The organism is Streptomyces sp. NPDC036764 (assembly GCF_055609385.1).
In genome coordinates this window covers 308,384-325,526 of sequence record NZ_JBVJPT010000001.1, presented here as the reverse complement: position 1 = coordinate 325,526, position 17,143 = coordinate 308,384, and the positions used below count along the sequence as shown (strand labels likewise).

13 protein-coding genes are annotated in these 17,143 nt (G+C 73.1%); 6 read left to right on the top strand and 7 right to left on the bottom strand.

Annotated features, from left to right (window positions below):
* Positions 1-14: 14 nt before the first annotated feature.
* The 6 genes from ACZ69Q_RS01385 to ACZ69Q_RS01360 are packed head-to-tail and all read right to left on the bottom strand — an operon-like array spanning position 15 to position 6,188.
* Entirely contained in the window at positions 15-812 is a 798-nt protein-coding gene (locus ACZ69Q_RS01385) for a class I SAM-dependent DNA methyltransferase (RefSeq protein WP_471034307.1), read from the bottom strand.
* Positions 809-1,999, bottom strand: coding sequence for an MFS transporter (locus tag ACZ69Q_RS01380; protein ID WP_471034304.1), 1,191 nt, complete (start codon positions 1,997-1,999; stop codon positions 809-811). Before ACZ69Q_RS01380 ends, ACZ69Q_RS01385 begins: the two co-directional genes overlap by 4 nt.
* Complete coding sequence (locus ACZ69Q_RS01375) at positions 1,983-3,020, bottom strand: dipeptide epimerase (protein ID WP_471034301.1); 1,038 nt, start codon at positions 3,018-3,020, stop codon at positions 1,983-1,985. The genes ACZ69Q_RS01380 and ACZ69Q_RS01375 overlap by 17 nt, the downstream gene beginning before the upstream one ends.
* Positions 3,017-4,093 (bottom strand): PLP-dependent cysteine synthase family protein, encoded by a 1,077-nt coding sequence (locus ACZ69Q_RS01370; protein WP_471034297.1) that lies wholly within the window; start codon positions 4,091-4,093, stop codon positions 3,017-3,019. The genes ACZ69Q_RS01375 and ACZ69Q_RS01370 overlap by 4 nt, the downstream gene beginning before the upstream one ends.
* Positions 4,090-4,935, bottom strand: a complete 846-nt coding sequence (locus tag ACZ69Q_RS01365) for a Rossmann-like domain-containing protein (protein ID WP_471034295.1) — start codon at positions 4,933-4,935, stop codon at positions 4,090-4,092. The genes ACZ69Q_RS01370 and ACZ69Q_RS01365 overlap by 4 nt, the downstream gene beginning before the upstream one ends.
* Complete coding sequence (locus ACZ69Q_RS01360) at positions 4,932-6,188, bottom strand: ATP-grasp domain-containing protein (protein WP_471034292.1); 1,257 nt, start codon at positions 6,186-6,188, stop codon at positions 4,932-4,934. The genes ACZ69Q_RS01365 and ACZ69Q_RS01360 overlap by 4 nt, the downstream gene beginning before the upstream one ends.
* Positions 6,189-6,337: 149 nt before the next feature.
* Between ACZ69Q_RS01360 and ACZ69Q_RS01355 the strand changes: the two genes are divergently transcribed.
* Positions 6,338-7,825 (top strand): alpha/beta hydrolase, encoded by a 1,488-nt coding sequence (locus ACZ69Q_RS01355; protein WP_471034288.1) that lies wholly within the window; start codon positions 6,338-6,340, stop codon positions 7,823-7,825.
* Between the two features lie 138 nt (positions 7,826-7,963).
* On the opposite strand, the gene ACZ69Q_RS01350 is transcribed toward ACZ69Q_RS01355, so the two are convergent.
* On the bottom strand, positions 7,964-11,122 hold the full coding sequence (locus ACZ69Q_RS01350) for a SpoIIE family protein phosphatase (protein ID WP_471034285.1): 3,159 nt from the start codon (positions 11,120-11,122) through the stop codon (positions 7,964-7,966).
* Positions 11,123-11,300: 178 nt separating this feature from the next.
* Here ACZ69Q_RS01350 and ligA point away from each other — a divergent pair, with 178 nt between their 5' ends.
* The 5 genes from ligA (at position 11,301) to ACZ69Q_RS01325 (ending at position 17,143) form a co-directional block, all read left to right on the top strand.
* Positions 11,301-13,391 (top strand): NAD-dependent DNA ligase LigA, encoded by a 2,091-nt coding sequence (ligA, locus tag ACZ69Q_RS01345; RefSeq protein ID WP_471034282.1) that lies wholly within the window; start codon positions 11,301-11,303, stop codon positions 13,389-13,391.
* 294 nt (positions 13,392-13,685) lie between these two features.
* Positions 13,686-14,258: a DUF4328 domain-containing protein gene (locus ACZ69Q_RS01340; RefSeq protein WP_471034279.1), complete on the top strand. Its 573-nt coding sequence runs from the start codon at positions 13,686-13,688 to the stop codon at positions 14,256-14,258.
* 76 nt (positions 14,259-14,334) lie between these two features.
* Positions 14,335-15,387, top strand: a complete 1,053-nt coding sequence (locus ACZ69Q_RS01335; protein ID WP_471034276.1) for an alpha/beta hydrolase family protein — start codon at positions 14,335-14,337, stop codon at positions 15,385-15,387.
* A 31-nt stretch (positions 15,388-15,418) separates the two neighbouring features.
* Positions 15,419-16,243 (top strand): alpha/beta fold hydrolase, encoded by an 825-nt coding sequence (locus tag ACZ69Q_RS01330; protein ID WP_471034272.1) that lies wholly within the window; start codon positions 15,419-15,421, stop codon positions 16,241-16,243.
* 150 nt (positions 16,244-16,393) lie between these two features.
* Positions 16,394-17,143, top strand: a complete 750-nt coding sequence (locus tag ACZ69Q_RS01325; protein ID WP_471034269.1) for a DUF4142 domain-containing protein — start codon at positions 16,394-16,396, stop codon at positions 17,141-17,143.

Genomic DNA, 17,143 nt, shown 5'->3' with positions numbered 1-17,143 from the left:
ACTGGTCCTTTGTGTCAGGGGGTGTGCGGGCGCGCGACGAGGTGCAGCCGGTCCGCGTCCGTGGCGACGCCGGGCAACCGGCCTTGCTGCCAAGGCGGTTCGGTGCGTGGGCCGGGTCCGTCGTGCAGTTCGAGGACCTCGAAGCCGTGCGCGGCGAGGAAGTGCCGCAGCTCGTGCGGGAACAGCAGCCGCCAGGCGGAGTGCTGTACGACGGGCGGCGTACCGTCGTCGGTGGTCCAGACGCGGGTGCGGCGCAGGAGTTGGGCGGTGCGGTCGACGGTCAGGGTGGTGGTGGACCGGTAGCCGGTGCCCTGCCAGGTGAAGGTGTCGACGGACGGGCCGTCCAGGAGGGCGGTACGGCCCAGGAAGTACGCTCCGTTGCGCATCTCCGCGACCAGCAGTCCGCCCGGGTCGAGGGCCCGGCGGCAGGAGGCTAGGAAGCCGTCGAGCTGATCGTTGGTGTGGCAGTACAGCAGGGAGCTGTCCAGGCAGACGACCGCGTCGAAGGCGGCCCCGCCCAGGTCCCGCAGGTCGAAGCCGCGCAGGTCGGCCCGGACGTACTCGGGGCCCGGGTGGTGCGCGCGGGCGTGGGCGAGCATCGCCTCGGACAGGTCGGCGCCGGTGACCGTACGGCCGGCGCGGTGCAGTCGGGCGGCGTCGCGGCCGGTGCCGCAGCCCATGTCGAGGACGCGCGGGCCGGCGCCGTGGCGGCGCAGGCAGTCCTCGGCCCAGCGTCCGGCGAGCCGGTCGGGGTCGGGGAAGCGGGCCTCGTAGAGGGCGGGGTTGTCGGTCAGGAGGTTGCCGTCGGTCATGCGTGGCTCCGCTCGGCGACCCGGGGCAGCGCCCCGCGCCGGTGCAGCCACCCCACACCGCCCGCCGACGCCAGTCCCACGACCGCGCAGCAGATCCAGGGCAGGCTCTCCCCGGTGTCCATGGCCCAGCCGACGACCGTGTTGCCGACGGCGGCGGCGATGCCGGAGACGACGTAGAAGATCCCGAAGTACGTGCCGGTCAGGTCGGAGCGGCCGAAGCCCGGGATCAGCTCCATCACGAACGGGGAGCAGATCATGATGCCGAGATTGAGCAGGAGGGCGCTGAGCAGGACGAGCGGTCCGCCGAGCAGGGGCGGCAGGAAGGCCAGCCCCATCACCGCGAGCCCGCCGGCGATCCAGACCGGTCTGGGACCACGGGACTTGAGGGCACGCGTGATGCGCAACTGGAGGGCGAGGTTGGCCACCGTACCGATCAGGAAGACCAGTCCGGCCGCCCCGTCCCAGCCGGTGGCCTCGCGCGCGCCGTCCGGTAGCAGCAGATAGAGCTGGTTCTCCAGGGTGAACATGCCGACCATGGCGAGCGCGAACGCCAGGAAGGCCCGGTTGCCGAGCACCTCGCGCCAGTCTCCGAGCACTCCGCTTCCGCTCGGCTCGACCTTGTGCGCGGGCAGGACAAGCGCCTGGGCCACGGTGAGCACCGCGAAGATGCCGGCGGCCGTCAGCGCGGAGGTTCGGAAGTCGACGAGGAGCAGGGCGCTGCCCAGCAGCGGCCCGACCAGCGCTCCGGTGGTGGCGAACACGTTGAACAGCGCGAACGCCTCCGCCTTGCGCTCCCCCGCCTCCTGCGCCAGATACGCCCGCACGGCCGGGTTGAACAGCGCCCCCGCGAGCCCGCTGAGCACGGACGCGGCGAGCAGCACCGGCAGCCCGTCGCCCAGCGCGAACAGCGCGAACCCGACGGTCCGCAGCGCGCACCCGGCGATGATGACGCCCCGCGCCCCGAGCCGGTCGGCTGCCGAGCCGCCGATGATGAACAGGCCCTGCTGGCTGAGGTTGCGCACGCCGAGGACGATCCCGACGACCGCCGCCGACATGCCCAGGTTCTCGCCGAGGTGGGTGGCGAGGTAGGGGATGAGGAGGTAGAAGCCGGTGTTGACGCCGAACTGGTTGACCAGCAGCAACCGGACGGCGAGCGGGAAGCCGCGTATCTCACGCCAGGTACTCATGTGCGGCCACCTCCTCGACTCCCAGGCCGGGCAGGCCACTTGGGGCTATGAAGCCGTCGGCGCCGCCGATGCCGCGCCACGGGTCGCGGGCGAGCAGCAGATGCCCGTCCAGGTCGGTCCAGCGGGCCCGGTCGGCCAGGTGGACGGCGGGTGCCAGGCCGAGGGTGCTGGCGGTGAGGCAGCCGAGCATCAGTTCCGTCCCGCTGCCGTCGAGCAACTGGGCGATGCGCAGCGCGGCTCGGACTCCTCCGCACTTGGCGAGCTTGACGTTGACGCCGTGGACGCGCCCGGCGAGCCGCCGTACGTCATCTGCGCTCACCGCGTCCTCGTCGGCGATGACGGGCAGCGGCGACCTCTCGGCGAGGGCGCCCAGCGCGTCCGGGTCGCCGGCCGGCAGGGGCTGTTCGACGGCCTCGACGCCGAGCGCGGCGTACCGGGGCAGCAGACGCTCGGCCTGCGCCACGCTCCAGGCCCCGTTCGGGTCGAGCAGCAGCCGTGCTCGTGGAGCGGCGTCCCGGATGACCCGTACGCGCTCCACGTCGTCCTCGGGGTCGGGTGAGCCCGCCTTCACCTTGAGGACCTCGAATCCGCTCGCGGTCAGGCGCCGGGCCTCGGCGGCCGCGTGCGCGAGCGAGGTGATGCCGATGGTGCGTGCGGTGGCGACGCCGGACGTCGCCGCGGTCCCGAGGAGCCGGTGGACGGGCACACCGGCCCGCTTGCCGACGAGGTCCAGCAGCGCGGACTCCACGGCGGCGGTCACGGCCGGCGGTGCGCCACCGGTGGGCAGGGCCTCCAGGGCGCTCTCGGGATCGGCGAACCGTTCCAGGTCGACGGCCGAGATCAGCCGTACGAGCGTGTCGGCGTCCAGCCCGTAGTACACGCTGCTGACGGCCTCGCCGTGTCCGGTGACGCCGTCGTGTTCGACGCTCAGCCAGACGGCGTCGCGGGCGGTCATCACGGAGCGGGAGATGCGCAGCGGCTCGGCGAGTTCGAGACGTACGGTGCGCAGGCGGGCCTTCATCGTGTCCTTTCGGGGGTGAGTGGATCGGCGACCCGCGCGCACCGCGCCCACCCGCTCGCCTCGGCGGCGCGGGGGTGCGCAATCTCCACGGGCCGGGTGGCGGCGCCGGCCAGGTCGAGGCCGTGGGCGGCGATGAAGTCGTCGTCGTAGACGGTGCCGAGGTAGCGGTGCGGCCCGTCGGGGAACACGGTCGCGACGACCGCGCCGGGGTGCACACGGGCCGCCCAGGCGGCGACCCTGGCGACCGCGCCGGTGCTCCAGCCGCCGCTGACGAAGCAGCCCCGGGCCAGCCGTCGGCAGCCGTCCACGGCCTCGGCGGGGCCGATCCAGTGGACCTCGTCGAAGGCGTCGTAGGCGACGTTGCGCGGGTGGATGCTGCTGCCGAGGCCGCGCATCAGGCGGGGGCGGGCGGGCTGGCCGAAGATCGTCGAGCCGGTCGCGTCGACGCCGATGAGCCGCAGCGCGGGCCAGTGCCGGCGCAGCGGTCCGATGACACCGGCGCTGTGGCCGCCGGTGCCGACGCTGCACACGAGGATGTCCAGGTGGTCGAGCTGGGCGCAGAGCTCGGCGGCGAGGGAGGCGTAACCGGCGGTGTTGTCGGGGTTGTTGTACTGGTCGGGCCAGTAGGCGCCGGGGAGTTCCGCGAGCAGTTCACGCAGCTTTCCGAGCCGGGCCGCCTGCCAGCCGCCCTGCGGTGCGGGACGGTCGACGAGCTCCAGGCGGACGCCGTGCGCGCGCAGCAACTGGCGCATGGACGGCTCCAGTTCGCTGTCGCCGACCAGGACCACGGGGTGGCCGAGCGCCTGTCCGGCGAAGGCGAGCCCGATGCCGAGCGTGCCGGAGGTGGACTCCACCACCGGGGCGCCGGGGCGCAGTTCGCCGCGTTCGCGCGCGCCGAGCAGCATCGACACGGCGGCCCGCGCCTTCATGCCGCCGGCCGCGAGCCCTTCGAGCTTGGCCCAGAACCCGGGGTGGGCGTGCGGCAGTCCGGCCGTGACGCGTACGACCGGGGTACGGCCGAGCAGGGCGAGCAACTCCCGCTGCGCGGTGGGACGCAGAGCCGTCGCGGTCATCGCTCACCCCCGGAACAGCGGTAGCGGTGGACGACGCCGGGGCCGCCGTCGAGCCAGAAGAAGGGGTACGGCTCCGCGCACACCGCGGTGACCCCGTGCCCCAGGAAGCGGGGCAGCACGGCGCTGCCGGTCTGCGCGAACAGCACCATTTGCTTGCCGTGCCGCAGGACGTGCGCGCGCAGCGGTTCGAAGGTGCCGTTGCCCAGGGTCATCCCGGAGACCAGCAGCGCGTCGCAGCGCCCGGCGGCGGCGAGTGCGTCGGCGACTACCGGCTCGCCCCATTCCGTTACCCCGCCCTTGAGGTCGCACGGCACATAGCCGAGGCCGCGCGAACGCAGTGCCTCCAGCAAGGAGTTGACGACTCCGACGACCAGCACCGTGGCGCCGCCCGGCAGGTCCAGCAGCTCCACCACGGCTCGCGCCCGCGCCCGGGACTTCTCCAGCGACGAGCCGGCGGGCAGGGGGACGGGGTCTGCCCCGTGCTGCGGGGTGTGCGGGGCGATGTGCATCAGGTAGGCGTCGAGGGCGGCCACCCGCACCGCGGGCAGCGGATGGCCGAGAAGCCGTGCCACATCGGCGCCCGCACAGTCGTCGAGGGTGCTGTCGGGCAGTACGCCGGGTTCGACCGCGCACGAGCCGACGGCCTCGGCGAGCCGCAGGCTGAGCACCTCGTTGCGGTAGCCGGTGCCGCGCCCGTCGTGCCGTACGGCCTGCCGGGTGGTGAAGGCGACGGCGATGCGCAGCGTGCGCGGATCGGGCCCGAGGGCGCCCGCACGGACGTCGTCGACGAGATCGTCGTACGTCCGGGAGGCCGTCGTCGGCCGGGCGCTGACGGGGGTCATCGGATCACCAGCCCGGCGCGCAGAGCCGCCAGCAGCCGCTCGACACGGTCGCGGGCGCCGGGGCCGTCGGGGTCGCCCACCATGACGTGGCCGAGGTACTCGTTGTTGCTGCCGGCCGCCTTCACGGCCGTGCCGGGTTCGGCGAGCGACACCTCCAGCACGTCCGGTTCGTCGGCGAGCCGACGGGCGTCGAGGGCTACGAGGGTGCCGGGGCGGTCCGGGACGAGGAAGCCGATGGCGGCGCTGCGCAGCCCGGTGCCGGTGCGCCTGAGGTCGGGCCTGCGGCCGAGGGCGACGTCGACGCAGGCGGCGGCGAGGTCGATGCCGGTGACATGGCGGACGAGCTCGGTGATGCGGTTGCCGGCGGGCCGGGGGTTGACCTCGACGACACGCGGTCCGGCGGAGGTCAGCTTGATCTCCGTGTGCGCGACGACGGCGTCCGTCAGGCCGAGCGCCTTGAGCGCGCCGAGCGTGGTCTGCTCCGCGGCCTCGATGTCGCCGGGCGGCAGGGCGGCGGGGAACATGTGGCCGGTCTCGATGAAGGCGGGCGCGCCGCCGACGCTCTTGTCGGTGACGCCGACCATGTGCACCGCGCCCGCGTACGACACGGTCTCGACGCTGACCTCGGGGCCGTCGAGGAGCTCTTCGAGGAGGACGGCCGGGGTGCGCCGCTGCCCTCGGGCGTTGACCGGGAAGTCGGCCAACGTGCGGTGGAGTTCGGCGAGTTCGGCCTCGTGCTCGATGCGCCGGACGTACATGCCCGCGCACAGGTCGACCGGCTTGGCGACGAGCGGGTAGCCGATCTCGCCGGCGGCGCGCGCGAGGTCGGCCCACTCCTCGTGCACGGCGAAGCGCGGTCCGGGAAGGCCCGCGTCGGCGAGGACGCGGCGGGTGGCGTCCTTGCGGCAGGCGTTCTCCACAGCCTCGGGCGCGGGACCGGGCAGGCCGAGGTGCCCGGCGATGCGGGCCACCGTCGGCAGGTAGTAGTCGCAGGAGGTGATCACCCCGTCGAAGCCCAGCACCGAGTGCAGCCGCGCCACCTCGGGCAGCAGGGCGTCGGTGTCGTTGGTGTCGGCGGTGAGCACGTTGCGGGCGCCGAGCAGCGGATGCGCGGCCCCCTCGGGCGCCGAGCGCAGGTAGTGGTGCAGGTCACGGGTGAGGAAGGTGAACTCGTGCCCGCCCTCGCGGATGGCGCGTGGCAGCAGCCTGCTCATCGATCCGACCCAGCTCTCGACCACCAGCAGATGAGCCACAACTCCCCTTTTCGTGCCATGAGTTCAGATGTCGGGGCAGCCCGGGGCGGCCCTCGGCGGGAGGGGGCCGGACTTGACGCGCACACGTTATCGATAATCATTTTCATTTGCCACCCCGTTCTTACCCGCCCCCGAGACTCGGAGCGACCTTGTCCGTCCTGCCCCGCCCCACCGCCGTGCTGGGTGCCCTCGTGGCCGCGGCCGCCCTGCTGCCCGCGGCCACCCCCGCCCGCGCAGCGACCGCCCTAGCCTTCGGCGCCTGCCCCGGCTCCGTACCGAAGCCGCCCGCCCCCGACCGCGTGGAGTGCGGGCGCCTCACCGTCCCGCTCGACCGCCGGCGCCCGTCCGGCCCTCGCATCGAGATCGCCGTCTCCCGCGTCCCCGCCTCCGGCACCCCTGCCGAGCGGCGCGGCATCCTGCTGGTGAACCCGGGCGGCCCGGGCGGATCAGGCCTGCCCTACGCGGTGACCAAGCGCGCCAAGCTCCCCGCGAGCGTGCGGCGTTCGTACGACGTCATCGGCTTCGACCCGCGCGGCGTCGGCGGCAGCGCGCCCGTCGACTGCGGCGCGATGGGCGGCCTGTTCGCCGCACCCGGCGCGGACCCGGTGCCGGTGGGCCCACGCGCCGAGCGAGCCCACCTCGCGTCGCAGCGGCGCATGGCCGACGACTGCGCGACGGGCGCGGGCACACAGGCGCTGCCGTATCTGTCGACCGAGCAGACCGCGTACGACATGGACGCGATCCGCGCCGCGCTGGGCGAGCCGCGCACGAGCTTCCTCGGTGTCTCGTACGGCAGTTACCTGGGCGCGGCCTACGCCGCGCACTTCCCGCACCGGGTGGACCGCATGGTGCTGGACAGCGTGGTCGGGCCCTGGGACTGGCACGACTTCGACGTGATCCAGAGCCGGGCGCTGCTGCGCGCCCGCGACACGTTCTTCGGCTGGACCGCCGCACATGCGGACCGCTTCGGCCTGGGCGACGACACGGCCGCCGTACGGCACTCGTACCTGCGCGTACGCCAAGGACTCGCCGCCCGCCCGGTGAGCGGCTTCGGCCCGGCGGAGTTCGACCGGGCCGTCTACCGCGCCCTCGGCCGCACCGAACGCTGGACCGGACTGGCCGACGCGTTGCGCGCCCGTCTGACGGACGGCACCGTGGACGGCCTGCGCCCGGCCGCCGCCTTCGACGGCCCGGAGTCACGCAACTACGAGGCGGCCAACCGGATCGTGAAGTGCGCGGACGGTCCGGGGCCCACCCCGCGCGAGATCGTGGCTGACATCCGGCGCCTTAGGCGTCTCGACCCGCAGCCGGTGCTGACCGGCCTGGAGGCCACGACCTGCGCGTACTGGCAGCACCGCCCCGACCGCCGTACGCCGCTGGGCAGTTGGGCCGCCCCGCCGGCCGTGCTGGTGGCCTCCGCGCACGACCCGGTGACCCCGATCCGGGGCGCGCGTGAACTGCGGGAACTGCTGCCGGGCTCGCGTCTGGTCACCCTGGAGAACGACTACTCGCACGGCGTGTTCGCCAGCCGGGGGAATGGGTGCGTGGACGGGACGGTGGCGGCTTATCTCGTCGACGGGGTGGTGCCGGCAGCCGACGTGCGATGCGGCGGGCCGGGGCTGCCGGGGGCACGGTGACTCCTTCAGCCCGTCTGGCGCTTGAGGACGAGGCCCGTTCAGGGCCGAAGCGGGGGTCTGGGGGCCGCAGGCCCCCAGAGGCGCCCGCCACGCACACTCGCCGGAGCCCGGAAGTCGCGGCGCCCCTCAGCGGCAGCGTCACGGCAGTGGCTGCTCCGTCCAGATGACCTTGCCGTCGGTTGTGTAGCGCGTGCCCCAGCGCTCGGTGAGCTGGGCGACGAGGAACAGGCCGCGGCCGCCCTCGTCGGTGCTCTGGGCGCGGCGCAGCCGGGGTGAGGTGCCGCTGCCGTCGGAGACCTCGCAGATCAGGGCGCGGTCGCGGAGCAGACGGAGCTGGACCGGTCCGGTGGCGTGCCGGATGGCGTTGGTGACCAGTTCGCTGGCGATCAGCTCGGTGGTGAAGGTCAGTTCGTCGAGGCCCCACTCGGCGAGCTGGGCGGTGACCGCCGCGCGGGAGCGGGAGACGACCGCCGGGTCGCTGGGCAGGTCCCACTGGGCCACGCGGTCGGCGCCCAGCGTGTGCGTGCGGGCGACGAGCAGCGCCACGTCGTCGCCGGGACGGGCCGGGAGCAGGGCGTCGAGGACGGCCTCGCAGGTCTCCTCGGGCGAGCGGTCGGCACCGGCCAGCACGGCGCGGAGTCTGTCGAGGCCCGCGTCGATGTCACGGTGCCGGTCCTCGACCAGGCCGTCGGTGTAGAGCACCAGCCGGCTGCCCTCGGCCAGCTCCAGTTCGACCGTCTCGAAGGGCTCGCCGCCAAGGCCTAGGGGCGGGCAGGCGGGAAGGTCGACGAACTCGACGCTGCCGTCGGGGGCGACGACCGCGGGCAAGGGGTGCCCGGCGCGGGTGAGGGTGCAGCGCCGGGACACCGGATCGTAGACGGCGTACAGACAGGTGGCTCCGACGATGCCGGAGTCGGGACTGTTCTCCGCCGCCCAGCCCTCGCCCCGGTCGAGCCGGCCGACCAGGTCGTCGAGGTGGGTGAGGAGGTCGTCGGGCGACAGGTCCAGGGAGCAGAAGTTGTGGACGGCCGTGCGCAGCCGGCCCATCGTGGCGGCGGCGTGCAGACCGTGCCCGACCACGTCGCCGACGACGAGCGCGACGCGGGCTCCGGACAGCGGGATGACGTCGAACCAGTCGCCGCCTACGCCGGCCTGCGCGGGCAGATAGCGGTAGGCGACCTCGACCGCGCTCTGCTCGGAACGGCCTCTTGGCAGCAGGCTGCGCTGGAGGGCGAGGGCGGTGTCGTGCTCGCGGGTGTAGCGGCGGGCGTTGTCGATGCAGATCGCCGCGCGGCCGACCAGCTCCTGGGCGAGCGACAGGTCGTCGTCCTCGAAGGAGGCAGGTTGCAGCGAACGGTAGAAGCTGACCACGCCGAGGGTCGTGCCGCGGGCCCGCAGCGGCACGGTGATCAGGGAGTGGATGCCCGCCTCGAGCACCGGTACCAGCCGCTCCGGGTCCTGCGCGATCCACCCGTCCGCCTCCGTCAGGACCGGTTCGACGACGGACTGCCTGGTCTCCAGGGAGCGGGCCTGCGGCGTGGACGGGACGTACTCCACGGTGTCCCCCACGTCGTACAGGTTGTGCGGCTGCTTGCGTACGGCACTGATGGCCACCCGGCGCAGCGCGGTACGGCCGCCGAGGGCCTCCGGTTCCTCGCCGCGCAGCACCGAGTCGGGCAGGTCGACCGCGACGAAGTCGGCGAACCGGGGGACGGTCACCTCGGCGAGTTCCTCCGCGGTGCGGGTGACGTCCAAGGTGGTGCCGATCCGCACGCTCGCGTCGTGCAGCAGCTCCAGCCGCCGCCGCGCGAGGACGGCCAGCCGCCCGACCCCGGGCTCCCCGACGAGGAGCAACCAGCCGTCGGCGCCCGCAGCTTCACCGTCCGGGGTGGTGGTGGGTGGGGTGCGCGTGGTGGGTGGGGCTGAGGGGACTTGTGGGGCTGGCGAGGAAGGGGCGGAGGCGGCGGACGACACCGAGTGGGTGCTGGCCGGCCGGGGCGGCCGGGCTGGTGCCGACGGCGACGCGGGCGCCGTGAGCGGGGGCGACGGGACCGTGCGCTGCGGGGCCGTGCCGACCGGACCCGCCACCGCTGATCCGACGGGACCCTGCGCGGGCGCCCCGGCCGGCGGCTGCACCGCCGAACCGACCGGCCGCTCCGCCGATCCAACCGAACCCCGCGCGGGCGACCCGACCGGCCGCTGCACCGCCGAACCGACCGGACCCCGCACGGGCGACCCGACCGGCCTCTCCACCGCCGAACCGACCGGACCCTGCGCGGGAGATCCGACAGGCCGCTGCACCGCCGAACCGACCGGACCCCGCGCTGTCGCGGCTGTCGCAGTGCCCGCCTCCCGCGGGGCCATGTCGAGATGGCTCAGGCGTGGGCCGCCGAGGACGCGGGCCTCGACGGCGACGCCGGCCTCCCCCGCCGCGCCCGTGACCTGGCGGCGCAGCAGCGTCGCGGTGCGGCCGCTGGGCAGGGTGACCTCGTCGAGGGTGCGGTGCGGCGAGGCGAGGAGTTCCTCGGCCTTGGCGCGCAGCACGGCCATGTCGATCCGGCCGAGCGCCCCGCCGTCCAGGCCCGGCCGCAGCTCATCGGGCTGCTTGGGCCAGCCCCGCACATGGCCGTCGGCCCGCCGGTACGCGGCGAGGAGCGCGCGCTCGCGGCGGCCGGCCTGTTCCAGCAGCCGGGCCTCGATGCTCCGGGCGGCCTCGCGGACCATCCGCACCATGGCCGGGTCGCCCTGGTCACGCAGACACGTGATGTCGAGGACGGCCTCGATGCGTCCGCTGAGCGGGTCCCGGACGGGGGCGCCCGCACAGGCGAAAGGCTGGAGGCAGTCGGCGAAGTGCTCCCGGCCGGCGACGTAGACGGGGCCGCGCTCGGCGATCGCCGTGCCGACGCCGTTGGTGCCGACGATTGACTCTGAGGCGTCGAACCCGGGGGCGAACCGCACCGCGTCGAGGCGATCGCGCAGTTGCCGGTCACCGCCGAGCCGCTCGACCATGCGGCCCTGTCCGTCGCACAGCGCGATCGTCATGCTCACATCGGCGAAAGAGCTGGTCAGATCGGCCAGCACCGGGTCGGCGGCGTGCCGGAACCGGTCGTCCAGTGCGACGTCCTCGGTGTAGCGGACCAGCAGCCGGTGCGGCTCGAGACCGACGGAGCGGCAGCGCTTCCAGGAGTCGAGCACCGAGTCCCGCACGTCCGACTCGACCAGTGAGCCGGCGAGGAATCGTTCGTGGGCATCGACGAGACCGCCGATGTCGTCCCAGGAGACGGACAACGGGACCACTTCCTCACCCGAAGCCGGCCCGGCCGCGCATCTCTGCTCGACTCGCGACCCGGGGGCTTCGCCAAGCGCTATCACCCTAATCCTTCCGTGACGGGCATCACAATTGCTCGCCCGGGTCTCGAAGGCGGCGACGGGCGGGCGGAGGGCGTTGTCAGTGGTGGCAGGCAGGATGACGGGCATGACAACACCAGTTGCGCAGATCGTGGACGCCGCCGGCTACGCGCGGGCCGTGGAGGACGTCGTGAAGGCCGCGGCCGCCTACTACACGGACGGCACGTCGCCGCTGGACGACGACGCCTACGACCGGCTGATGCGCGGGATCGCCGCGTGGGAGGCCGATCATCCCGATCAGGTGCTGCCCGACTCGCCGAGCGGGAAGGTCGCCGGCGGCGCCGTCGAGGGCGACGTGCCGCACACGGTCGCGATGCTGAGCCTGGACAACGTGTTCTCGGCCGAGCAGTTCACGGCATGGACGGCCTCGCTGGCCCGCCGGATCGGGCACGAGGCGCAGAGATACAGCGTCGAGGCGAAGCTCGACGGGCTCGCGATAGCGGCCCGCTACACACAGGGGCGGCTGACGCGGCTGATCACCCGCGGCGACGGGACGGCCGGGGAGGACGTCTCGCACGCGATGAGCACCATAGAGGGCCTGCCCGAGACCCTCGCCGAGCCGGTCACGGTGGAGGTGCGCGGCGAAGTCCTCATGACGGCTGCGCAGTTCGAGCACGCCAACGAGGTGCGCACCGCGCACGGCGGGCAGCCGTTCGCCAACCCCCGCAACGCCGCCGCGGGCACCCTGCGGGCCAAGGACCGCGCCTACACGGTCCCGATGACGTTCTTCGGGTACGGCCTGCTCGCTCTGCCCGACACCGACGAGGCTCTGGCCGCACGGCTGGACGGCCTCGCACACAGCGAGCTCATGGCCCTGGCCGGGCAACTGGGCGTGCACACCACCGCCCCCACGAAGGTGCCCGGCGTCACCGCCGCCACCACGGACGAGGTCCTGGCCCGGGTGCAGGACATCGCCGCGCTGCGCGCCGAGCTGCCGTTCGGGATCGACGGAATCGTCATCAAGGCCGACCTCGCCGCAGACCAGCGGGCCGCCGGATCCGGTTCGCGGGCCCCGCGCTGGGCGATCGCCTACAAGCTGCCGGCCGTGGAGAAGATCACCCGGCTCGTGGACGTGGAGTGGAATGTGGGGCGCACCGGCATCATCGCCCCTCGCGGCGTCCTGGAGCCGGTCGAGATCGACGGCTCCACCATCACCTACGCCACGCTCCACAACCCGTCCGACATCACCCGGCGCGACCTGCGGCTGGGCGACCAGGTGATGGTCCACCGCGCCGGCGATGTCATCCCGCGCATCGAAGCCCCGGTCGCCCACCTGCGTACCGGCGACGAGCAGCCGATCGTCTTCCCCGAAGCGTGCCCGCGCTGCGGCTCGGCCATCGACACCGGCCAGGAACGCTGGCGGTGCGAGCAGGGACGCAACTGCCACCTGGTCGCCTCCCTCTCCTACGCCGCCGGCCGCGACCAGCTCGACATCGAGGGCCTGGGCGCCACCCGGGTCGTGCAGCTCGTCGAGGCCGGCCTGGTCGCCGATCTCGCCGACCTGTTCACCCTGACCCGCGACCAGCTCCTCGGGCTGGAACGGATGGGCGAGACCAGCACCGACAACCTGCTGACCGCCCTCGCCACGGCCAGGACCCGCCCGCTGTCACGGGTGCTGTGCGCCCTCGGGGTCCGCGGCACGGGCCGCTCCATGTCCCGCCGTATCGCCCGGCACTTCGCCACCATGGACAACATCCGAGCCGCCGACGCCGAGCAGTTGCAGCAGGTCGAGGGCATCGGAGCCGAGAAGGCACCTTCCATCGTCGCTGAACTCGCCGAACTCGCCGGGCTGATCGACAAACTCGCCGCCGCCGGGGTGAACATGACCGAGCCGGGCGCCACATTCGCGCCCGTGGACACCACCGACACCGCCGGCGATCCCGCCACGACCGACGTCCCGGCCGGCGGCCCCCTGTCCGGGATGACCGTGGTGGTCACCGGCGCCATGACCGGCCCGCTGGAGAAGCTCAGCCGCAATCAGGTGAACGAACTCATCGAACGGGCCGGCGGCCGCTCCTCCTCCAGCGTGTCCAGGAAGACCAGCCTCGTGGTCGCCGGAGAAGCCGCCGGATCCAAGCGCGCCAAGGCCGAGGACCTCGGCATCCGGCTCGCCACACCGGACGAGTTCGCGCTCCTCGTCGCCGACTTTCTCGACTGATCGCCGGCGGGCGGGGCATGCGGGCGCCGACCTGCGAGATTGTCATGGACGGGATGGTCGAGATCGGCATATCGTGCCTCGGCCGCACGTGGTTTCGCGGCCTGTGTCTCTTCTCTTCTCGCCCGTGGGGGGCTCATCAGCATGTCCGCTTCCAATGACCTGCGTCCGCGTCCGCAGTTGCCCTCGGGCAGACCGGGATCGTCCCTCGGCCTCCTGGTCACAACCGTGGCGGGACTCGCTCTGGTCGCCCTCTGTGATGTGTTCAGCCTTGTCGCCGGCTTTCGGCTCCGGGGGGTGACCGACGCGGACGGCGGCTTCCTCTCGGCTCCGCAGCAGGACCTGGAAGCCGCTGCCTCGCTGTACGAGACGGCCGGGAGATACCAGGTCATCGTGTACCTGCCGGCCGCGATCGTCTTCGTCGTCTGGTTCTTCCGGATGCGCCGCAACACGGGGCTCATGGCGCCGGACCGGTTCCGCAACGGGCCCGGCTGGGCCATCGGTGCCTGGCTCATTCCGCTGGTGAACCTCTGGATGCCGTACCGCGTCGCCGTCGAGATGTGGGGAGCCGCCACTCCGCTGCCGGCCGAGGGCGAGCGGTTCCGGGCCCGGATCTGGCCGGTGAACGTGTGGTGGGGCCTGTTCGTCCTCAGCGTCCTGTTCAACCGGTTCGCCGGGACGAAGTACAAGAACGCCGGGACGCTGGCGGAGACCCGGGACGCGGTGGTGCAGTACATGACGGCCGACGTGCTGCACATCGTCGCCGCCGCTGCCGCCATGTACTTCGCCATCCGGCTGACCACCATGCAGCGGCTCAAGGCGGCCGAGGGACCGTACGGGCCTGCGGTCGCCAAGGAGACGCCGGCCTGAAGCCGGGATCCCCACCGGCTGCGAACGCCCCGCCTCCGCAAAGCCGACCCCACCGATCCGCGCCATACTCGACCCCATGCGGTCACTACGGGGCCTCATCGGCCTCGCCGCCGGGCTGACGCTGGTGGTCGCCGTCGGCTGCACCGGGAGCGACGGCGGGGGCACCGCACCCACCCGCGCCCCCTCGACGTCGGCCCGGGCCGGAAGCGAACCCTCCACCGCGACGGCCCCCGCCTCCCCCGCCCCCGCCCCCGCCCCCGCCGACCCGGTCTCCCTCCCGGCGCTGATGCGGCGCGAGCACCACGGCTCGGACCTGCGCCTCGGTGCGGTGCGGGTCCGTACCGACGCCTACACGCAGTACGCCGTCACCTACCGGTCCAACGGTCTGACGATCTCGGGCGTCATGAACGTCCCCCGGGGCGAGGGTCCGTTCCCGGCCCTGGTCCTGGCGCACGGCTACATCGACCCGGCCGTCTACACCACCGGCCGCGGCATGCCCCGGGAGCAGGACGTCCTCGCCCGCAACGGCTACGTCGTCCTGCACACCGACTACCGCAACCACGCGGGCTCCGACGACGACCCCGACAACGACGTCAGCCTGCGGCTCGGCTACACCGAGGACGTCATCAACGCCGTACACGCACTGCGCTCCGCCGCCCGGCCGAGCGTCGACGACCGGCGGATCGGGCTGCTCGGGCGGTCGATGGGCGGCGGGGTCGTGTACAACACGCTGGTCGTGGCACCCGGGCTGGTCGACGCCGCCGTCGTATACGCGCCGGTCAGCTCCCACCCGGAGGAGAACATCGACCGGTTCCAGCGGCCCGAGGGCGACCCGCTGGTCGAGGAGATCGAGTCCGCGCACGGCACGCCCGAGGAGAACCCCGAGTTCTGGCGGCAGGTCTCGCCGGTCACCTATGCCGACCGGGTCACCGAGCCCCTGCTGATCCACCACGGCACCGCCGACGACACCTGCCCCCTGGCCTGGACGAGGGCGACGGTCGCCGCGTTCGAGGGAGCGGGCAAGGATGTGGAGCTGCGGACGTACCGGGGCGAGGGGCACACCTTCGGGCCGCGGTGGGCGGAGTCGATGGACGTCACGATGAACTTCTTCGACCGGCACCTGCGCTGATCGACCACAGGAGAACGGGGAGAGAACGGACATGCCACATGCCGCGGTGAACGGCGTCGAGCTCTACTACGAGATCGCCGGCGAGGGCGATCCGCTGGTCCTGGTCCACGGGTCCTGGGGCGACCACTACAACTGGGTGCCGGTGCTGAAGGACCTCACCCGGGACCACCGGGTGCTGATCTACGACCGTCGCGGACACAGCCGGAGCCAGTGCCCGCCGGGGCAGGGGTCACGGCGTGAGGACGAGAACGATCTGGCCGCGCTGATGGAGACCCTCGGCTTCGCCCCCGCCTTCGTCGCGGGCAACTCCTTCGGCGCGTCGACCGCGTTGGGGCTGGCCGGCCGGTGCCCCGAGCTCTTCAGGGGCGTCCTCGCGCACGAGCCGCCGCTGCTGGGCGTCGTGACCGACGATCCCGAGTCGGGGCCGTTGCTGGCCGAGGCCGAGCGGCACATGGCATCCGTCGTCGACCGACTGCGGGCGGGCGAAACGCTCGCGGGAGCGCGGCAGTTCGTGGAGGAGGTCGCGTTCGGCCCCGGGGAGTGGGAGCGGATGCCGGACCGGGTGCGGGAGACCTTCCGCGTCAACGCGCCCACGTTCGCGGACGAGCAGGGCGACCCGGAGTGGGCCGACCTCGACCTCGGCGGCCTCTCCGGCTACACCGGGCCGGCCCTGCTGACGAAGGGCAGCGAGAGCCCGCCGTGGTTCGCCACGATCGTCGGCCGGCTCTCCGGCGCGCTCCCGCGGGCGGCGACGTACACCTTCGAAGGCGCCGGCCATATCCCGCACGTCACCCATCCGACCGAGTACGCACGTCAGGTGGGCGCCCTGGTCGCCCTGGGCCGCCGGGCTCCGTGACGGCCGAACGGCAGGGGCCCTGCGCGCTGTTCGCGGGCGACTGTGACGGACGACGCACAGCGGGCGCCGAATTTTTTCCCGCGGCGGTGATTGTTTCGCGCGTTCCATCCGTACCTCCTGGAGACCAAGCCGCTCACGTCAGGAGGCACGATGCCCATCTCGCGCCGCATGGTAGGAACCGTCTTCGTGGGAGGCGCGCTCGTCCTCACCCTCTCCGCGCTCGCCTACCCGGCCATGCTGGGCGTGGAGACCACCTCCGCCAGCCAGGACCGCGTCATCGCCAACACGCAGTACGGGCCGCTGACCGAGGCCGACCGGGACTTCGTCGTCAAGGTCCGCGCCGCCGGGCTGTGGGAGCACCCGCTGGGCATGATGGCGATGCAGCGCGGGACCACCCCGGAGATGAAGGAGGCGGGCCAGCACCTGGTCGTCGGACATGCCCGGCTCGATCTCGCCTGCCGCAAGCTCGCATCCGAGCTGAACATCACGCTGCCCAACCAGGCCAGCCCGCAGCAGCAGCAGTTCGTGGCGACGGTGGACTCCAAGACGGGCAAGGAGTTCGACGCCACGGGTGTCGCGATCATGCGGGTGACGCACGGGCAGATCTTCCCGGTGATCGCGAAGATCCGGGGCACCACGCAGAACTCGATGGTCCGTCAGCTTGCGGACCTGGCGAACGACACCGTGCTCGACCACATGACCATCCTGGAGAAGACGGGCATGGTGAACTTCGACGCGAACAACTTCCAGCAGACCACCCCGCCGAAGCTCCCCAAGGACCAGATGACCCCGCCCGCGCCCCAGCCGGGCGCGCCGGTCCTCACGCTCGCCATCCCCAAGGGCCTGGAAGACCTGAACACCGCGTCCCCGTCGGCGCTGCCGAGCGCGGATGTCAAGTGA

Coding starts and splice junctions, on each gene's coding strand:
- ACZ69Q_RS01385 (WP_471034307.1), bottom strand. CDS start 812: ATGACCGACGGCAACCTCCTGACCGACAACCCCGCCCTCTACGAGGCC.
- ACZ69Q_RS01380 (WP_471034304.1), bottom strand. CDS start 1,999: ATGAGTACCTGGCGTGAGATACGCGGCTTCCCGCTCGCCGTCCGGTTG.
- ACZ69Q_RS01375 (WP_471034301.1), bottom strand. CDS start 3,020: ATGAAGGCCCGCCTGCGCACCGTACGTCTCGAACTCGCCGAGCCGCTG.
- ACZ69Q_RS01370 (WP_471034297.1), bottom strand. CDS start 4,093: ATGACCGCGACGGCTCTGCGTCCCACCGCGCAGCGGGAGTTGCTCGCC.
- ACZ69Q_RS01365 (WP_471034295.1), bottom strand. CDS start 4,935: ATGACCCCCGTCAGCGCCCGGCCGACGACGGCCTCCCGGACGTACGAC.
- ligA (WP_471034282.1), top strand. CDS start 11,301: ATGACAACACCAGTTGCGCAGATCGTGGACGCCGCCGGCTACGCGCGG.
- ACZ69Q_RS01335 (WP_471034276.1), top strand. CDS start 14,335: ATGCGGTCACTACGGGGCCTCATCGGCCTCGCCGCCGGGCTGACGCTG.
- ACZ69Q_RS01330 (WP_471034272.1), top strand. CDS start 15,419: ATGCCACATGCCGCGGTGAACGGCGTCGAGCTCTACTACGAGATCGCC.
- ACZ69Q_RS01325 (WP_471034269.1), top strand. CDS start 16,394: ATGCCCATCTCGCGCCGCATGGTAGGAACCGTCTTCGTGGGAGGCGCG.